This window comes from Acetobacter sp. UBA5411 (genome assembly GCF_002409645.1).
In the GTDB taxonomy this organism is placed as follows: Bacteria; Pseudomonadota; Alphaproteobacteria; order Acetobacterales; family Acetobacteraceae; genus Acetobacter.
In genome coordinates this window covers 1-14,800 of record NZ_DHNR01000019.1, presented here as the reverse complement: position 1 = coordinate 14,800, position 14,800 = coordinate 1, and the positions used below count along the sequence as shown (strand labels likewise).

Below are 14,800 nucleotides of genomic sequence, written 5' to 3'. Positions count from 1 at the left end.
GCAGGTTTCATGCGTTTGTTCTTCCATAACATCTCTGCACGAAAAAAGTTGGTTTTCCTTCTGGCTGTCCTTCTTCTTCCCGCAGGATGCTCCCGACACAAAACCCCACGTTATCTTTACGGCTCCAACTGCGGCATCTGCCACCACGGTGGAGAGGGCATGGCTGGCTCTGTACCGCCATTGAGCGGAAGGATTGACCGCATCGCAGCGACCCCTGAAGGACGCGTCTATCTAGCTTCCGTCCTCATGAACGGAGTCAGTGGTCCTATCAAGGCCGCAGGGATGCCCTACAGGGCAGAAATGCCGCTTTTCCGGTATCTTTCGGATGAGGAAGCCGCCACTATTCTTTCGTGGCTATCACAACAAGGTGAGACAAAACCGGCTCCGGAAATCCGGCCGGAAGAGATTGCCGTAGCCCGGGCCCATCGCATTTCGGCAGGAGACGTTGCAGATATGCGGGCGAAACTCGACCTGAAACATCCTCTGCCGTAAGACAGGGGCAGACTGTCGCGACCTAGGGATCTGAGCAGCAAGAATGACACGTGTATTTTCCGGCATCCAGCCGACCGGTATTCCTCACCTCGGCAACTATCTCGGCGCGATCCAGAACTGGGTTGCGTTGCAGGCAGACCATGAATGCATCTTCTGTCTGGTTGATCTCCATGCGCTGACAGTCTGGCAAAACCCTGCTGACCTGATCGTGCAGACCCGTCAGCAGACCGCAGTGCTGCTCGCCTCCGGGATCGACGCCGAAAAACACATCCTGTTCAACCAGTCCGCTGTCAGCGCCCATACGCGGCTGGGGTGGATCTTCAACTGTGTGGCTCGTCTCGGCTGGCTCAACCGGATGACCCAGTTTAAGGACAAGGCAGGCAAGGACCGGGAAAACCATTCTGCTGGTCTGTATGTCTATCCAAACCTGATGGCCGCCGACATTCTGGCCTACAAGGCTGTGAAGGTTCCCGTGGGCGATGACCAGCGCCAGCACCTCGAACTGGCCAACGACATCGTCAAGAAGTTCAATCACGACTACGAAATCGATTTCTTTCAGGAGATCGAAGCTCTCATTCCGCCGCAGGCCGCACGCGTGATGAGCCTGCGGGATGGCTCCAAAAAGATGTCCAAGTCAGATCCATCGGCGCAGAGTCGTATCGATCTGACAGACGACGCGGATACGATCGCCCTCAAGATCCGCCGTGCCAAAACCGATCCGGAGCCTCTGCCTTCCTCTCTGGAAGGACTGGCTGATCGCCCAGAGGCACGTAACCTTGTCGGTCTGTATGCAGCCTTGAGCAATCTGACGCCGGAGCAGGTGCTTTCCCAGCATGGCGGTGAGGGCTTCGGTCCTTTCAAGAAAGCGCTGGCCGATGTCATGATCGCCCGCATTGAACCGATTGCAAAAGAAACCACCCGTCTGCTCGAAGATACCGACCATCTCGATCATGTGCTGCGCACCGGAGCGGCACGGGCTGCGGCCATCGCCAATCCGATTGTGGATGAGGTGGAGCGGATTGTCGGTCTGCTGAAATAACATCCGGAGCAACAGCCATGACAGCCATCCTGCCTGCTGAAGTGCTTGAAAAATCCGCCACGGTTCTTGAGCAACTGAAAGCGGCAGGGTTGATGGTCGTCACGGCCGAAAGCTGTACGGGCGGTCTGGTGGCGGGAGCGCTTACGGCTCACGCTGGTTCATCCGCGGCGGTAGCCGGTGGGTTTGTAACTTACTCGAATGCGATGAAGCAGGCGGCGCTCGGCGTGCCGGAAAACATGCTCGCTCAGTGGGGCGCTGTCAGTGAGCAGGTAGCGCAGTCAATGGCGGAAGGTGCTCTTGCCCACGCACCGGGAGCAGACATTGCCGTCTCTCTGACAGGCGTCGCCGGGCCGGATGGCGGCAGTGAGGCGAAACCGGTCGGACTTGTCTGGTTCGGCCTGCAACGCACGGGCCAGCCGCCGCTTACGCAGAAGCAGGTCTTTGGTGGAAACAGAACGGAAGTCCGGGCTCAGGCCGTTCTGCACGCCTTGCAAATGATACAGGACAGTCTCTGAATTTTCTGTCTGGCGTATCGCGTAACGACGACTTCCCTACCAAACAAACAGGCCGCCCGAAGAGTTTCGGACGGCCTGTTTTTTACTGAAAACTGATCAGGATCTCACGCACTGGCGCGTGCGCTGATCCCCAGATGATACCCTTCCTTGTTGAGTATCTTGATCGCTGCCTCAGCATATTTCGCCGTCAGAGCCGATGCGTTGCCGGGAGTGCAGTGGAAACTCAGGGAAACGGCGATATTCGCCGATTGCGGCAGGAAAGACACGGAGGGCGCCGGTGTGGCCAGAACCTGCTCGTCACCCTGCAACAGGCTGAGCAGAAGAGCACGCGCCTTGTCGAGGTCATCGCGGTAATCGATCAGCAGACCAACCGTCGCCACGACACTCTCGGCCTGCGAACTGTTGATCACAACATTGTTCGAAAGCGCGCCGTTAGGCACGTAGATGAATTCGTTGTTCGCATCCCGCATGACGGTGCGGAACATTTCGATCGAAACCACAGTGCCCGAGCTGCCACCAGCCGTGATGGAATCTCCGACCTCAAAGGGACGGAACAGCAGGATCAGAACGCCACCTGCGAAATTGGCGAGACTGCCCTGAAGCGCCATGCCGACAGCCAGTCCAGCCGCACCGAGCACGGCGACAAACGAGGTCGTGGCAATACCGACCATCGACGCCACGCTGATGAGCAGAAGCGCTTTCAGCAGAAGCCCGACCACACTGAGAAGAAAGCCCCGGAGCGTCGGCTCGACATGACTGGCGGCCATCATCCGTCCCATGGCGCGAGTCACCATGTTGATGACGGCCCAGCCGGCCAGAAGCACGACAAGAGCAAGAACAAACTGCCCGACATAGCCCAGTATGACCGGCATCAAGTTGTTGATCTGCGTCCAGAGTGAAGTGAACTGCTTTTCCATCAGTATCCTCAATCGTTTGATAGAGCTTTGTTCGGTGCTTACCGTCTAAATGTGAGTGGATCATGACAGGCCCCTGCACACAGGGCACTGCTGGGATGCCATCAGCTCACCTTCCCCACATGACAGTCGATGGAAACCCTACCTAAAAACCTGTCCCCAATGGCGCAATCTTACACCATTCAAACCATACAGACGCCTTCACAAACGCTCCGGTTTCCAACTGGACACGCCATTCTATCCCCTGCCACTCACCACTCTCCTCCTCCTTCCGCGCCCTTTCCCTCTTGAGATTGCTTCCGGAAGGACTATCTCTGTGAGCCATGAACACACATCAGTCTTCTCCCCACGATCCTGTCGGCTGGCATGGCACCACCATCATCTGCGTACGCCGGGATGGAGAGGTCGCCATGGCCGGAGACGGTCAGGTTTCCCTCGGCTCCACGGTGGTCAAGGGCAATGCCCGCAAGGTTCGACGCATCGGCTCTAACCAGCAGGTGCTCGCCGGTTTCGCCGGAGCGACCGCCGATGCGTTCACGCTTCTGGAGCGACTGGAAGCCAAACTGGACCGTTTCCCCAACCAGCTTGAGCGAGCCTGTGTGGAACTGGCGAAAGACTGGCGGACAGACCGCTATCTACGTCGTCTGGAAGCCATGCTGATTGTTGCGGACCGGCAGGGTTCTTATACGGTGACTGGCAATGGTGACGTGCTTTCGCCCGAAGACGGCATCATCGCCATCGGATCAGGCGGCAATTACGCCCTGTCCGCGGCGCGTGCGCTGCTGCCGATAGAAGGACTGACGGCCAGCGAGGTCGCGCAACGGGCCATGAAGATTGCCGGTGACATCTGCGTCTACACCAATCATTCCGTTACGATTGAAACCCTGCACTCAGATGATGAGAAGGCGGCGTAACCATGACCATCAATCATTTCTCCCCCGCCGAGACCGTCACTGAACTCGACCGCTACATCATCGGCCAGAATGATGCGAAGCGTGCTGTCGCCATCGCCCTGCGGAACCGCTGGCGTCGGGCGCAGCTTCCCGAAGGGCTGCGCGAGGAAGTTGTCCCCAAGAACATTCTGATGATCGGCCCGACCGGCTGCGGCAAGACCGAGATCGCCCGTCGTCTGGCCAAGCTGGCGCAGGCTCCGTTTATCAAGATCGAGGCGACCAAGTTCACAGAGGTCGGCTATGTCGGCCGCGACGTGGAAAGCATCATCCGCGACCTCGTGGAAAACGCCATCGTCATGCTGCGTGAACAGCGCCGCAAGGATGTACGCCCGCGCGCCGAGGAAGCCGCTGAAGAGCGTCTGGTCACCATTCTTGCTGGCGAAGCCTCCTCTGCAGACACACGCTCGCATTTCCGCAAACTCCTGCGCAGCGGCACGCTGGACGACAAGGAAATCGAGATCGCCATCACCCCCGATCCGACAACCCAGAGCGGCGGCGATGTCCCCGGCATGATGCCCGGCGGTCCGATGAATTTCGGCGACATGATGAAGAACATCATGGGTCGTGCGCCACAAACCCGTCGCCTCACCGTCGCCGCTGCCCGCGAACAGATCGTGCGTGAGGAAGCCGACAAGCTGCTGGATAATGACGCGCTCAACCGCGACGCGGTGCAGCATGTGCAGGATAACGGCATCGTCTTCCTCGACGAGATCGACAAGGTCTGCGCACGCTCTTCCGAAGGCTTCCGGGGTGCGGATGTGTCGCGTGAAGGCGTGCAGCGCGATCTGCTGCCACTGATCGAAGGCACGACCGTCTCGACAAAATATGGCTTTGTGAAAACGGACCATATTCTCTTCATTGCGTCCGGCGCGTTCCATCTGGCCAAGCCGTCCGACCTGCTGCCGGAACTTCAGGGGCGTCTCCCCATTCGTGTGGAGCTCCAGCCGCTGAACCGTGACGACCTCCGTCGTATCCTGACCGAACCGGAACACTCGCTGTGCAAGCAGTATGTTTCCCTGATCGGCACGGAAGGCGTGACCCTCACCTTCACAGATGGCGCGGTCGATGCTCTGGCCGAACTGGCCGCAGACGTGAATGAGCGTGTCGAGAATATCGGTGCCCGTCGTCTTGCTACGGTCATGGAGAAACTGCTGGAGGATGTGTCCTTCACGGCCTCCGAACATCAGGGCGAAACCATCACGATTGATGCGGACCTCGTTCGTGAGCGTGTGGCTCCCCTTGCCCAGCAGGGCGACCTCAGCCGGTTCATCCTCTGATGCTGGGCGAGGCTTTTGTCCGTCCGGAGGACGATACCGCAGCGGACGCCATCGAAGCGATTGGCGATGAACTGGCGCTCTTTGATGACTGGATGGATCGCTACCAGTACATCATTGAGCTTGGGCGCAAGCTGCCTCCCTTCCCCAAGGAATGGACAGATGACGCGCATCGGGTTCCCGGCTGTCAGAGTCAGGTCTGGCTTGAAGCCCAGATGGATGACGGGACGATGTATTTTGCCGGCGCATCGGACGCCGCCATCGTGATGGGGCTCGTAGCCCTGCTGCTGCGTGTCTATTCCGGTCGGACGCCTGAGGAAATTCTGGAAACAGAGCCGTCCTTCCTGAGTGATCTGGGGCTGGTGCAGGCTCTTTCCACCAACCGGGGAAATGGCGTGGAAGCGATGGCGCGGGCCATTCGCTCGGCAGCGGCGCAGGAAAACGATCGCTCATCCGAGGATTGACTGTTTTCCTGTCTTGCTGTTGGAGCGCAGCCACCTTCTGAACGCGCTCTTGAGTCTCCGTTCAATTGCAATCTTCCGAAGCATGTTCGGATCTACGATTATGGAACGGAGACTGCGCCTCAGTACCGGACGCAAGCGGCATTGGTGCCGTTGCAGGATCTACGACCTGTTCACGGGACAGGGCCCCCGGCAGAGCCAGACAGGTCAGAAGTCCAGCCAGTAGAAGCAGAAACAAGCCGGACCACCAGCCATACAGGAAGGCTCCGGCAATTCCGCCCAGCGTGAAAGAAAGAACGATCGCAGCGTGGAGACCCAGCCGTTCACGTGTAGCAGCTCGCTGAACCGGATCGACCGGATGAAAGAATGCATCCAGCCAGTCCGCCAGTTCCAGCCCGACATCCGTGAGCATCCCTGTCATATGGGTCGTGCGGACGCGTGCTCCGGAAATACGTGTGACGGTAGCGTTCTGAAGTCCCATAAGAAAGCTCAGCCCATAGGCAAGCATTGGGCCACGCACCGGGTCCGAGACCAGCAGATCGACAGTTCCCAGAAGTCCAAGCAGACAGGCTTCCAGAAGAATACTGCGGGCATAGATCGACGGCAGGCAACGCCGTCTCCCGGCATTGACAAGCAAGGTCGAAAGCACGGCCCCCGTGACGAAGGACAGAATCAAACCACAACAGGACAGAACCGTCCCCATGCGATCTTCATGCAGACCGCTCGCCAGTGCTGAGATATTTCCAGTCATGTTGGCTGAATAATAGCCGACGGCGAGAAATCCGGCGGCATTCACAGCACCAGCAATAGCGGCTAGCGAGCAGCCCAGATGCCTGTCGATGACGGCGTTGCGCTCCGTCCCTTCACGAACAAGCACCAGCCCCTCCTGCTTTCACCAGCTACAACCGAAAACACCGTCGAAAACACCGTCGAAAACACCGTATCTATCTGCGCCCTGAGCACGCTCCGTTTCCGGATATCACCGTAACAGCCATCAGCTCCTGCGACAAAATTTCGACTTTCAATTTCTTACGATGGCGTTTTTGGGATTTCGAATTCTACACATGAAATCCAGCATAGTTCTGTTTGTCATCCTCCGCCTCATGCCGGATATGCAGTGCCTGATAGAACTCTTAACTCTCGTGCCCGAGCCGGTGACCCGGTCGAAATCCGTGAGACCGGGCTCGCCATGCGATCAGGAAGCCAGTAGCAGCAAGCCCCATAACAGCCCAAGGAAACGACACCACGCCCAATGTGTCGAGCAGCGCGCCGCCCAAAAGTCCCCCACCAGCAATAGCGCTATTCCATGCGACGACATTCATCGACAACGCAACGTCCACACCATCGCCAGCCGCATCGGCGAGGGCCGTCTGGAGCAACGTCGCAGCGCCTCCGAATGTCAGCCCCCATATCGCGACACCGATTATGATCACCGCAGGTGAAGTTGATCCAATGGCAAAAGCCGCAGCTACGACTGCAAATGTGGCCAGACTGAGCAGGACGGACAGGCGCAGGGCGTGATCGACCGTGCGGCTGGTCAGCCAGATACCGGCAAGCGCGGCAACCCCGAAGAGCAGCAGAATGCGATCCGCCTGTCTCGCCAGCCCGGCTGGCGTCACGAACGGCACGATGTAGGTGTAGAGAACATTGTGCGCGAGCATCCACGCCATCACGACGCCCATAACAGACCGCACGCCCGGCATGTACAGAACGTGCCGGAACGGCAGACGCTCGTGATGCGCGGCACCCGGAAAATCAGGAACCTTCGCCAGAACCCACGCGATCAGCAGCACGGTCAGACCCGACATGATCCAGAAAGCCAGTCTCCAGCCGACAGCGGCACCCAGCCATGTCCCGGCGGGAACCCCCAGCGAGAGCGCGATCGGCGTGCCGACCATGGCAATCGCCAGTGCACGCCCTTGCTGAGCACGCGTCACCATCCGGCGCGCGTAGCCGGCCAGCAACGCCCAGGCGAGACCCGCCGCCGCACCCGCTCCATACCGGGCCACGAGGGTCACGCCGTAATGCGTGGAAAACGCGGTGATGGAATTGAACACTGCAAAACCGACGATCGCCAGCAGCAGCACCTTTCTGCGTCGCCATCGCTGCGTGGCGAGCGTCAGCGGGATCGCAGCACTCAGTGACCCTATGGCATAGGCCGTCACCATCTGACCGGCGAGAGCCGGAGAAATATGCAGACCCGCACCGATCTCAGGCAACAGACCAGCAGGCAGGGTTTCAGTCATAATGCAGATGAAACCGGTCATGGCCAACGCAAGCAGGCCGGCGACCGGGAGACGCTCATCGTTTTTGTTCTTGGACACTGTGATGGTCGAGGGCATAGCTTGCTCATATATGGATCGATCGATACACATATAAGGGAGCAGCAGCCTTGGCAATCACTTCTGGATCACTTAATATGGAAGTCTTTCAGAAGGAACGAGGTCATGGCGCGAACCGGGCGTCCCCGTGAGTTTGACCGCGACAAGGCGATTGACGCCGCCACGGCGCTCTTCTGGGCGCAGGGTTATGAACCGACCTCCCTGACCCAGCTCAAGGCCAGCATGGGTGACATCTCGCCTGCGAGTTTCTATGCCGCATTCGGTTCGAAGGAAGCCCTGTTCCGCGAAGTCGTGCAGCATTATCTGGCGACCTATGGACAGGTCATGGCCCCCTTATGGGACGAGAGCCTGTCACCGCGCGAAGCTATCGAAAAAACGTTGCGCGCCTCGGCGCGCATGCAGTCTGCCCGCACGCACCCGGCCGGATGTCTGGTCGTGTCCGGCGCCAGCAACTGCTCACCCGACAACGAACCCATACAGGCTCTCCTTGCGGCGGAACGACAGCGCACGCGGGCAGGCATCAGAGCCTGCGTGGAGCGCGCCATCGCCAAAGGTGAATTAAAAGCATCTCCGGCGACCGATGTTCTGCCTGATATTCTCACGACTTTTTTCCACGGCATGACATGTGAGGCTAGAGACGGGATAAAGGCAAAAAATCTGGATGCAGCCATCACGTCTCTCCTGACATTGTGGGATATCAACGCGGTGAAGCCGAGAAAAGAAAAGCGGTCCCCAAAACGCTGACAGGCTGACGGAAGCAAGGCTAGGCCACCTCATTACGATAATTCCGTATTGATTGATCTATAAATTATTGATCTCGCCCCATGTCCTTATTATGGATTGATCGATATGGAATTATATTTTCGGAAAACAACGCCATCAGGCCGGAAGGAATCCGATCATGAGCACATCAAAAATCGCCCTCGTCACGGGCGCCAATCGCGGCATTGGCTACAGCATCGCGAAACATCTGACGGCCTCCGGCATAAGCGTGATCGGCACCTATCACGCCAATGAAGGCGAAGCGAAAGCCGCCGAAATCGCTCTCAGCAACGAGAACGCGAAGCTACGCATGCTGCAACTGGACATTGCGGATCATGCGTCATTCACGAATTTTGCAGAACAGATCAACGCACTTCTCGCAAACGAGTTCGGCCAGAAGGGCTTGAATTACGTTGTCCAGAACGCCGGCAATATCATTCACACGCGCTTTGATGCCGCGACGTCCGAACAGCTCGACAATCAGTACAATATCCACTTCAAGGGCCCCTATCTGCTGACGGTGGCGCTCCTTCCGCTGATCTGCGATGGCGGCCGTATTCTCAACATCACTTCTGCCGCAACACGTTTTTATCTGCCGGATCACGGTCCCTACGCGGCCATGAAAGCGGCGACCGAGGTCATCTCGCTCTATATGGCTAAGGAACTGGGCGAGCGGGGCATTACGGTCAATGCTGTCGCTCCCGGCGCAGTCGCCTCTGATTTTGGCGGCGGTCTGGTCCGTGACGATGCCACGATCAACAGGAGCCTCGCAGAAATCACGCCGTTGGGGCGGGTCGGACAACCCGACGACATCGGGGCGGCAGTCCGTGGCCTTCTGTCTGATGACATGCACTGGGTGAACGGCCAGCGCATCGAAGTCACGGGCGGTCAATCGCTATGACAGCCAGACAGTCACAACCGGGAGAGCTTCCATGATCCACGTTATGGCCAGCAGCGTCATCAATGCCCCCATTTCTTCCGTCTGGAAGCTGATCCGTGATTTCGGCGCTCTTGGTCGCTGGTTGCCGGGCGTGAAAAGCTGCGTGATTGAAGGCGATGATTCCGGTGATCGTGTCGGCGCGATCCGTCGTGTTGAAATGGGCGATGTCGGTGTCATCCGTGAACAGCTTCTGGCGCTGTCCGACGTGGACCATGCGGTGACGTTCTCGATCATTGAATCAGCTCTGCCGATCCGGAACTATCGTTCCACGATCAGTCTTCTTCCCATCACCGCGAGCAACGGCACGTTTATTCAATGGCGCGGACAATTCGAGGCGTCTGCCAATCATGCCGCCAGTATGGAGGCTCGAATGCCGACACAGATCTATCAACCCGCCTTCGACAGATTGGCTGAAATATTGGCATCGGAGAGCACACCATCATGAGTAGCTTGGATAGCAAATCCGTTCTCGTGCTTGGCGGCAGTCGCGGGATTGGGGCCGCCATTGTGCGTCGTTTCGCAGCAGATGGCGCGAAAGTCATTTTCACATATCTGTCCTCACCTGACGACGCCCAAGCTTTGGCCGCCGAGACCGGCAGCAAGGCCATGCACGCCGACAGTGGCGACCGGGACGCTCTCATCGCACTGATTGGTTCACTCGGCCCACTCGACGTGCTGGTCGTCAATTCCGGAATTCTTGGTGCGGGTGATCCGCTGCACATGCCACCGGACGACATTGATCGGCTTTTCCGCATCAATATCCACGCGCCCTATCACGCGGCGGTAGCCGCCGCGCGGAGCATGCCCGACGGGGGCCGTATCATCTTCATCGGCTCAGCCAATGCCGACCGTATGCCGATGACCGGACTTGCCGCCTATAGCGCCAGCAAATCGGCACTGAAAGGTATGGCCAAGGGACTGGCTCGTGATTTCGGTGCACGCAGCATCACCGTGAATGTCGTCCAGCCCGGTCCCACCGATACCGACATGAACCCTGCCGATGGTCCGTTAAAGGACGTCATGCATGACTTCATGGCGATCAAACGCCATGCCACGGGCGCGGAAATCGCGGGGCTGGTGGCGTATCTTGCCGGACCAGAGGCTGGCATCATCACCGGCGCTGCATACACTATCGATGGCGGCTTCTCAGTATGACAAAGTGATTCACTCCAAACCACCCGCTGGAAAAAAGGAACGAGGGCCATGATCCATTCATCCGGAAACACCACAAAATCCGGCACTTTCACGATTGGCGGTGATCTCACCATTCATCGGCTCGGTTTTGGAGCGATGCGCATCACGGGCAAAGGGATATGGGGACCGCCTGTCGATCATGACGAAGTCATCCGTACGCTGAGACGCCTTCCCGACCTCGGCGTCAACTTCATTGACACGGCGGACGCCTACGGGCCGGATGTCTCGGAATGGCTGATTAAAGAGGCGCTGCATCCCTATCCCAAGGGCCTCATGATCGCCACGAAGGCTGGTCTGACCCGTTCGGGACCGGATATCTGGAAGCCCGTCGGACGGCCGGAATATCTGCTCCAGCAGGTGCATAAGAGCCTGCGCAATCTCGGTGTTGAACAACTCGATCTGTGGCAGTTGCACCGGATCGATCCGAGGGTTCCGGCGGACGAGCAGTTCGATGCAGTCAGGTCTTTTATCGATCAGAAACTGATCCGGCATGCGGGACTGAGCGAAGTCTCCATCGAAAACATCAAGGCAGCCTCGAAGTTCTTTGACGTTGCGACTGTCCAGAATCGCTACAATCTCGTCGACCGCACCAGCGAGGACGTGCTCGATTACTGCACGGCGCACAACATCGGGTTCATCCCCTGGTTCCCACTCGCTTCCGGCGACCTCGCGAAGCCGGGCTCAATCCTGGATGCTATGGCTGGAAAATATGGCGCTCATCCCAGCCAGATTGCGCTAGCATGGGTTCTGAAACGTAGTCCGGTGATGCTGCCAATTCCCGGAACCTCGAAGGTCGCGCATCTGGAGCAGAATGTCGCTGCTGCCAGCATCACACTGTCCGATGAGGACTTTGCTGCATTGGATGCAGAAGGACGGAAGGCATTTCAGTCAGCGCCGTAGGGAAGTACTGCCGGACAACGCCTGACATTTTCGTCTTCAATTTGAACGAGGCTGCTCCAATGAAAATTTACGACTGGCCCACAGGACCTTATCCAGCCCGTGTTCGGATTGCGCTGGCAGAAAAGAATCTCCAGTCCGAAGTCGAATTCGTGCCGATCAACTTGTGGAAGGGCGAACACAAGACGCCTGCTTTTCTCGCCAAAAATTATTCCGGAACATTGCCTGTTCTTGAACTGGATAATGGAATTTGCCTCGCTGAATGTACGGCGATCACGGTCTATCTTGATGCGCTCGTCGGAGAACCCACGCTGACCGGTCGGACGCCGCTTGAGAAGGGCGTGATCCAGATGATGACAAAACGTGCCGAGATCGAGATGCTGGACGCTATCAGCGTCTATTTTCATCATGCCACACGCGGTCTTGGTCCTGATGTGGAACACTATCAGAACCGGGAGTGGGGCCTCCGCCAGCGTGATAAGGCTCTGCGCGGGATGCATTACTTCGATGGGGTGCTGAGAAAGCAGCCTTTCATAGCCGGTGAGGCTTTCTCGATGGCGGATATTGCAGTCATCGGCGGCTTTATATTTGCAGACGCCGTAAAATTGCCGATCCCACAGGAGTGCACAGCACTTTTAGCCTGGTTCGCGAGGATGCAGGAGCGTCCGAGTGTCCGGGAACAGCTGGCGATTGTTCCACCGAAGCATTAAATCGCAAAGCAATAGCGAACAGCCGAACCGCATTCGCCCTTACGTCTGGATTTGTCTTTGTAAGCAGGGCAGTTTTGTCCCGGACAGAAGTTTATCCGGGACAGAAAACAGGGTTTTCCCGCTCAGGCGACGCGGATCAGCTTGCGGTTGATAAATTCCTCAATGCCGAGGAAGGACAGTTCACGACCGAAACCCGAATTCTTGATCCCGCCAAAGGGCAGTTCGGGGGCTGCGGCCGTCGCGGTGTTGATGAACATCATGCCGGTTTCGACCTGTTCCGCCACTTTTTCGGCACGCGCAAGATCACTCGAGAACACGGACCCACCGAGGCCGTAGGGTGAGTCATTGGCCAGTTCGATAGCTTCCTGTTCTGATGCGACCTTGTGCACGACGGCAACGGGGCCGAAAATCTCCTGGTAGAAGACCGGATTGTCCTTTGACACGTTGGTCAGGATCGTCGGCTCCATGAAGAAACCCTTACGGTCCATCCGCTTGCCTCCGGCCACCAGAGTTGCCCCTGCCTTAACGGCTTCGTCAGTCTGTGTCAGCGCGGTGTCCAGCGCCTTTTTGCTGCTCATCGGACCATGGGTGATGCCATCGGCCAGCGGATCGCCGATGCGGAATTGTGTGATCGCCTTTTTCAGACCGGCGAGGAAGGCGTCATAAACTTTCTCATGCACGATCATCCGCTTGGCGGCCGTGCAGACCTGTCCGTTATTGGCGAAGCGACCCCATGTCGCCCATTTGACCGCCAGATTAAGATCCGCGTCATCCAGCACGATGAAGGCATCGCTGCCGCCTAGTTCCATCGTGTCCTTCTTCAGCGCTGCCCCCGCTTCGGCCGCGACCGTCTGACCCGCGCGTTCGCTGCCGGTCAGGGCGACGCCACGGATACGGAAATCCCTGATGAGTTCAGCAGACTGGTCGTTATCGAGGAAGATGTTGGTATAGACGCCAGCAGGTGCACCTGCGTCATGGAACAGCTTTTCAAAGGCCAGCGCACATTGCGGCACGTTGGGCGCGTGTTTCGCGATGACCATGTTGCCCGCCATCAGGTTCGGCCCCGCCACGCGGGCAAGCTGGTAATAGGGGAAGTTCCATGGCTCGATGCAGTAGATCACGCCAAGCGGCTGGTTAATGATCTTTGCGTGGCCTTCCTTGACCTTCAGATGCGTGGGAGCGAGGAATTTCTCCGCGCCATCGGCGTAGAAGGACAGGATATCGGCGGTGATGTCGATTTCTTCCAGCGCGTCCAGCAGCGCCTTGCCCATTTCGGTCGCGATCAGGTGCGCATGGGCCACACGGTCGCGGCGCAGCAGATCGGCGGCCTTTGACATGATGTCTTTACGCTCGGCGATGCCGCGCTTTTTCCAGTCGGTCTTCCACACATGGTCCGCGCGATCGACAATCGCCTTCATCTGCGCGGCGGTATGGAGTTCAAACGTGCGTTCCACGGTTTCCGTGGTCGGGTTGAGGGTCTGGTAAAAACTCATTGGTCTGTTTCCCAGTTTATTGATTGTGGAAAGGATAGTCGGTGTAGCCATGCGCGCCGCCGCCATACATCGTCACCGGGTCCAGCGGGTTGAGCGGCCAGCCCTGTTCCAGCCGCGCGGGCAGATCCGGATTGGCGATGAACTTCCGACCAAAGCCGATCATGTCCGCCCATCCATGCGCCAGCACATGCTGGGCTTTGTGCAGGTCGTAACGGCCCGCGCACAGGATGCGGCCGCCAAAGATGTCGCGCACGCTGGCGCGGAAGGTGTCCGGCATTTCGGGCGCATTGTCCCAGTCGGCTTCGGCGAGCGAGACATAGGCGATGTCCGCATCCGCCAGCACGCGCACGGCCTGCGTGTAGGTCTCCGCCGGATTGTCTTCCAGCAGGCCAAGATAGACACGCTCTTCCGTGGTCGTGCCGAACAGCGGGGAAAACCGCACGCCTATCCTGTCGGGCGTAACCACGGCGGAGACGGCCTCGACCACCTCGCGCAGGAAGCGCAAACGATTAGACAGGCTGCCGCCATAGGCATCGGTGCGGAAATTGGCGCGTTCGGAGATGAACTGGTTGATCAGGTAGCCATTGGCGGCGTGGATCTCCACGCCATCGAACCCGGCGGACAGCGCGTTACGCGCCGCCTGTGCATACATCTCCACTAGTTCATGGATTTCAGGAATAGACAGTGCGCGCGGCATGTCGGGTGGCACCAGCTTTCCCGTGCCCGGCCCTGTGGGGATGAACACGTTGACACCTGTTGCAGCCACGGCGGACGGGGCGATCGGCGCCTCATGACCGGGCTGCAATGCGCGGTG

The 14,800-nt window shown here is 58.3% G+C and carries 17 protein-coding genes; 12 read left to right on the top strand and 5 right to left on the bottom strand.

Annotated features, from left to right (window positions below; all coding sequences use genetic code 11):
• Window positions 1-9: 9 nt before the first annotated feature.
• From B3759_RS05260 to B3759_RS05250, 3 genes are read left to right on the top strand one after another with little or no spacing between them, the layout of a single operon-like run.
• The gene (locus B3759_RS05260; protein WP_291364335.1) at window positions 10-492 is read left to right on the top strand and encodes a c-type cytochrome; all 483 of its coding nucleotides are present in this window, start codon (window positions 10-12) and stop codon (window positions 490-492) included.
• Window positions 493-535: 43 nt separating this feature from the next.
• On the top strand, window positions 536-1,531 hold the full coding sequence (gene trpS, locus B3759_RS05255) for a tryptophan--tRNA ligase (protein ID WP_291364332.1): 996 nt from the start codon (window positions 536-538) through the stop codon (window positions 1,529-1,531).
• A 17-nt stretch (window positions 1,532-1,548) separates the two neighbouring features.
• On the top strand, window positions 1,549-2,046 hold the full coding sequence (locus B3759_RS05250; RefSeq protein ID WP_291364330.1) for a CinA family protein: 498 nt from the start codon (window positions 1,549-1,551) through the stop codon (window positions 2,044-2,046).
• Window positions 2,047-2,150: 104 nt separating this feature from the next.
• Here the strand turns inward: B3759_RS05250 and B3759_RS05245 are convergent, their stop codons facing one another.
• Entirely contained in the window at window positions 2,151-2,969 is an 819-nt protein-coding gene (locus B3759_RS05245) for a mechanosensitive ion channel family protein (RefSeq protein WP_349679291.1), read from the bottom strand.
• 314 nt (window positions 2,970-3,283) lie between these two features.
• Between B3759_RS05245 and hslV the strand changes: the two genes are divergently transcribed.
• The 3 genes from hslV to B3759_RS05230 are packed head-to-tail and all read left to right on the top strand — an operon-like array spanning window position 3,284 to window position 5,651.
• Window positions 3,284-3,874: an ATP-dependent protease subunit HslV gene (gene hslV, locus B3759_RS05240; RefSeq protein WP_099347752.1), complete on the top strand. Its 591-nt coding sequence runs from the start codon at window positions 3,284-3,286 to the stop codon at window positions 3,872-3,874.
• A gap of 2 nt (window positions 3,875-3,876) precedes the next feature.
• Window positions 3,877-5,190 carry an ATP-dependent protease ATPase subunit HslU gene (hslU, locus tag B3759_RS05235; protein ID WP_010667100.1) on the top strand — a complete coding sequence of 438 codons (1,314 nt, stop codon included), beginning with the start codon at window positions 3,877-3,879 and terminating at the stop codon, window positions 5,188-5,190.
• Complete coding sequence (locus B3759_RS05230; RefSeq protein WP_408736448.1) at window positions 5,190-5,651, top strand: SufE family protein; 462 nt, start codon at window positions 5,190-5,192, stop codon at window positions 5,649-5,651. Before hslU ends, B3759_RS05230 begins: the two co-directional genes overlap by 1 nt.
• Window positions 5,652-5,712: 61 nt before the next feature.
• Here the strand turns inward: B3759_RS05230 and B3759_RS05225 are convergent, their stop codons facing one another.
• Both B3759_RS05225 and B3759_RS05220 read right to left on the bottom strand, forming a co-directional pair.
• Window positions 5,713-6,525, bottom strand: coding sequence for a YoaK family protein (locus B3759_RS05225; protein ID WP_291364323.1), 813 nt, complete (start codon window positions 6,523-6,525; stop codon window positions 5,713-5,715).
• Between the two features lie 256 nt (window positions 6,526-6,781).
• Window positions 6,782-7,990: an MFS transporter gene (locus B3759_RS05220; protein ID WP_291364321.1), complete on the bottom strand. Its 1,209-nt coding sequence runs from the start codon at window positions 7,988-7,990 to the stop codon at window positions 6,782-6,784.
• A gap of 105 nt (window positions 7,991-8,095) precedes the next feature.
• On the opposite strand from B3759_RS05220, the gene B3759_RS05215 reads away from it, so the two are divergent.
• From B3759_RS05215 to B3759_RS05190, 6 genes are all read left to right on the top strand, one after another.
• Entirely contained in the window at window positions 8,096-8,734 is a 639-nt protein-coding gene (locus B3759_RS05215; protein WP_291364319.1) for a TetR/AcrR family transcriptional regulator, read from the top strand.
• 157 nt (window positions 8,735-8,891) lie between these two features.
• Window positions 8,892-9,653, top strand: a complete 762-nt coding sequence (locus B3759_RS05210) for an SDR family NAD(P)-dependent oxidoreductase (RefSeq protein ID WP_291364317.1) — start codon at window positions 8,892-8,894, stop codon at window positions 9,651-9,653.
• A gap of 31 nt (window positions 9,654-9,684) precedes the next feature.
• Window positions 9,685-10,137: an SRPBCC family protein gene (locus B3759_RS05205; protein ID WP_291364315.1), complete on the top strand. Its 453-nt coding sequence runs from the start codon at window positions 9,685-9,687 to the stop codon at window positions 10,135-10,137.
• Window positions 10,134-10,847 carry an SDR family oxidoreductase gene (bdcA, locus tag B3759_RS05200; RefSeq protein WP_291364313.1) on the top strand — a complete coding sequence of 238 codons (714 nt, stop codon included), beginning with the start codon at window positions 10,134-10,136 and terminating at the stop codon, window positions 10,845-10,847. Before B3759_RS05205 ends, bdcA begins: the two co-directional genes overlap by 4 nt.
• 48 nt (window positions 10,848-10,895) lie before the next feature.
• Complete coding sequence (locus B3759_RS05195; RefSeq protein ID WP_291364311.1) at window positions 10,896-11,786, top strand: aldo/keto reductase; 891 nt, start codon at window positions 10,896-10,898, stop codon at window positions 11,784-11,786.
• A gap of 59 nt (window positions 11,787-11,845) precedes the next feature.
• Complete coding sequence (locus B3759_RS05190) at window positions 11,846-12,493, top strand: glutathione S-transferase (protein ID WP_291364309.1); 648 nt, start codon at window positions 11,846-11,848, stop codon at window positions 12,491-12,493.
• A gap of 122 nt (window positions 12,494-12,615) precedes the next feature.
• Here B3759_RS05190 and B3759_RS05185 read toward each other — a convergent pair whose 3' ends face one another.
• Window positions 12,616-13,986, bottom strand: a complete 1,371-nt coding sequence (locus tag B3759_RS05185) for an NAD-dependent succinate-semialdehyde dehydrogenase (protein ID WP_291364307.1) — start codon at window positions 13,984-13,986, stop codon at window positions 12,616-12,618.
• A 16-nt stretch (window positions 13,987-14,002) separates the two neighbouring features.
• The coding region (locus B3759_RS05180; RefSeq protein ID WP_349679290.1) for an alkene reductase at window positions 14,003-14,800 on the bottom strand (798 nt) is incomplete at its 5' end.

Bases quoted from the DNA above. Each gene is read 5' to 3' on its own strand.
- B3759_RS05230 (WP_408736448.1), top strand. From the start codon at position 5,190: ATGCTGGGCGAGGCTTTTGTCCGTCCGGAGGACGATACCGCAGCGGAC.
- B3759_RS05215 (WP_291364319.1), top strand. From the start codon at position 8,096: ATGGCGCGAACCGGGCGTCCCCGTGAGTTTGACCGCGACAAGGCGATT.
- B3759_RS05210 (WP_291364317.1), top strand. From the start codon at position 8,892: ATGAGCACATCAAAAATCGCCCTCGTCACGGGCGCCAATCGCGGCATT.
- B3759_RS05185 (WP_291364307.1), bottom strand. From the start codon at position 13,986: ATGAGTTTTTACCAGACCCTCAACCCGACCACGGAAACCGTGGAACGC.
- B3759_RS05190 (WP_291364309.1), top strand. From the start codon at position 11,846: ATGAAAATTTACGACTGGCCCACAGGACCTTATCCAGCCCGTGTTCGG.
- trpS (WP_291364332.1), top strand. From the start codon at position 536: ATGACACGTGTATTTTCCGGCATCCAGCCGACCGGTATTCCTCACCTC.
- hslV (WP_099347752.1), top strand. From the start codon at position 3,284: ATGAACACACATCAGTCTTCTCCCCACGATCCTGTCGGCTGGCATGGC.
- B3759_RS05220 (WP_291364321.1), bottom strand. From the start codon at position 7,990: ATGCCCTCGACCATCACAGTGTCCAAGAACAAAAACGATGAGCGTCTC.
- B3759_RS05195 (WP_291364311.1), top strand. From the start codon at position 10,896: ATGATCCATTCATCCGGAAACACCACAAAATCCGGCACTTTCACGATT.
- B3759_RS05250 (WP_291364330.1), top strand. From the start codon at position 1,549: ATGACAGCCATCCTGCCTGCTGAAGTGCTTGAAAAATCCGCCACGGTT.
- B3759_RS05260 (WP_291364335.1), top strand. From the start codon at position 10: ATGCGTTTGTTCTTCCATAACATCTCTGCACGAAAAAAGTTGGTTTTC.
- B3759_RS05205 (WP_291364315.1), top strand. From the start codon at position 9,685: ATGATCCACGTTATGGCCAGCAGCGTCATCAATGCCCCCATTTCTTCC.
- bdcA (WP_291364313.1), top strand. From the start codon at position 10,134: ATGAGTAGCTTGGATAGCAAATCCGTTCTCGTGCTTGGCGGCAGTCGC.
- hslU (WP_010667100.1), top strand. From the start codon at position 3,877: ATGACCATCAATCATTTCTCCCCCGCCGAGACCGTCACTGAACTCGAC.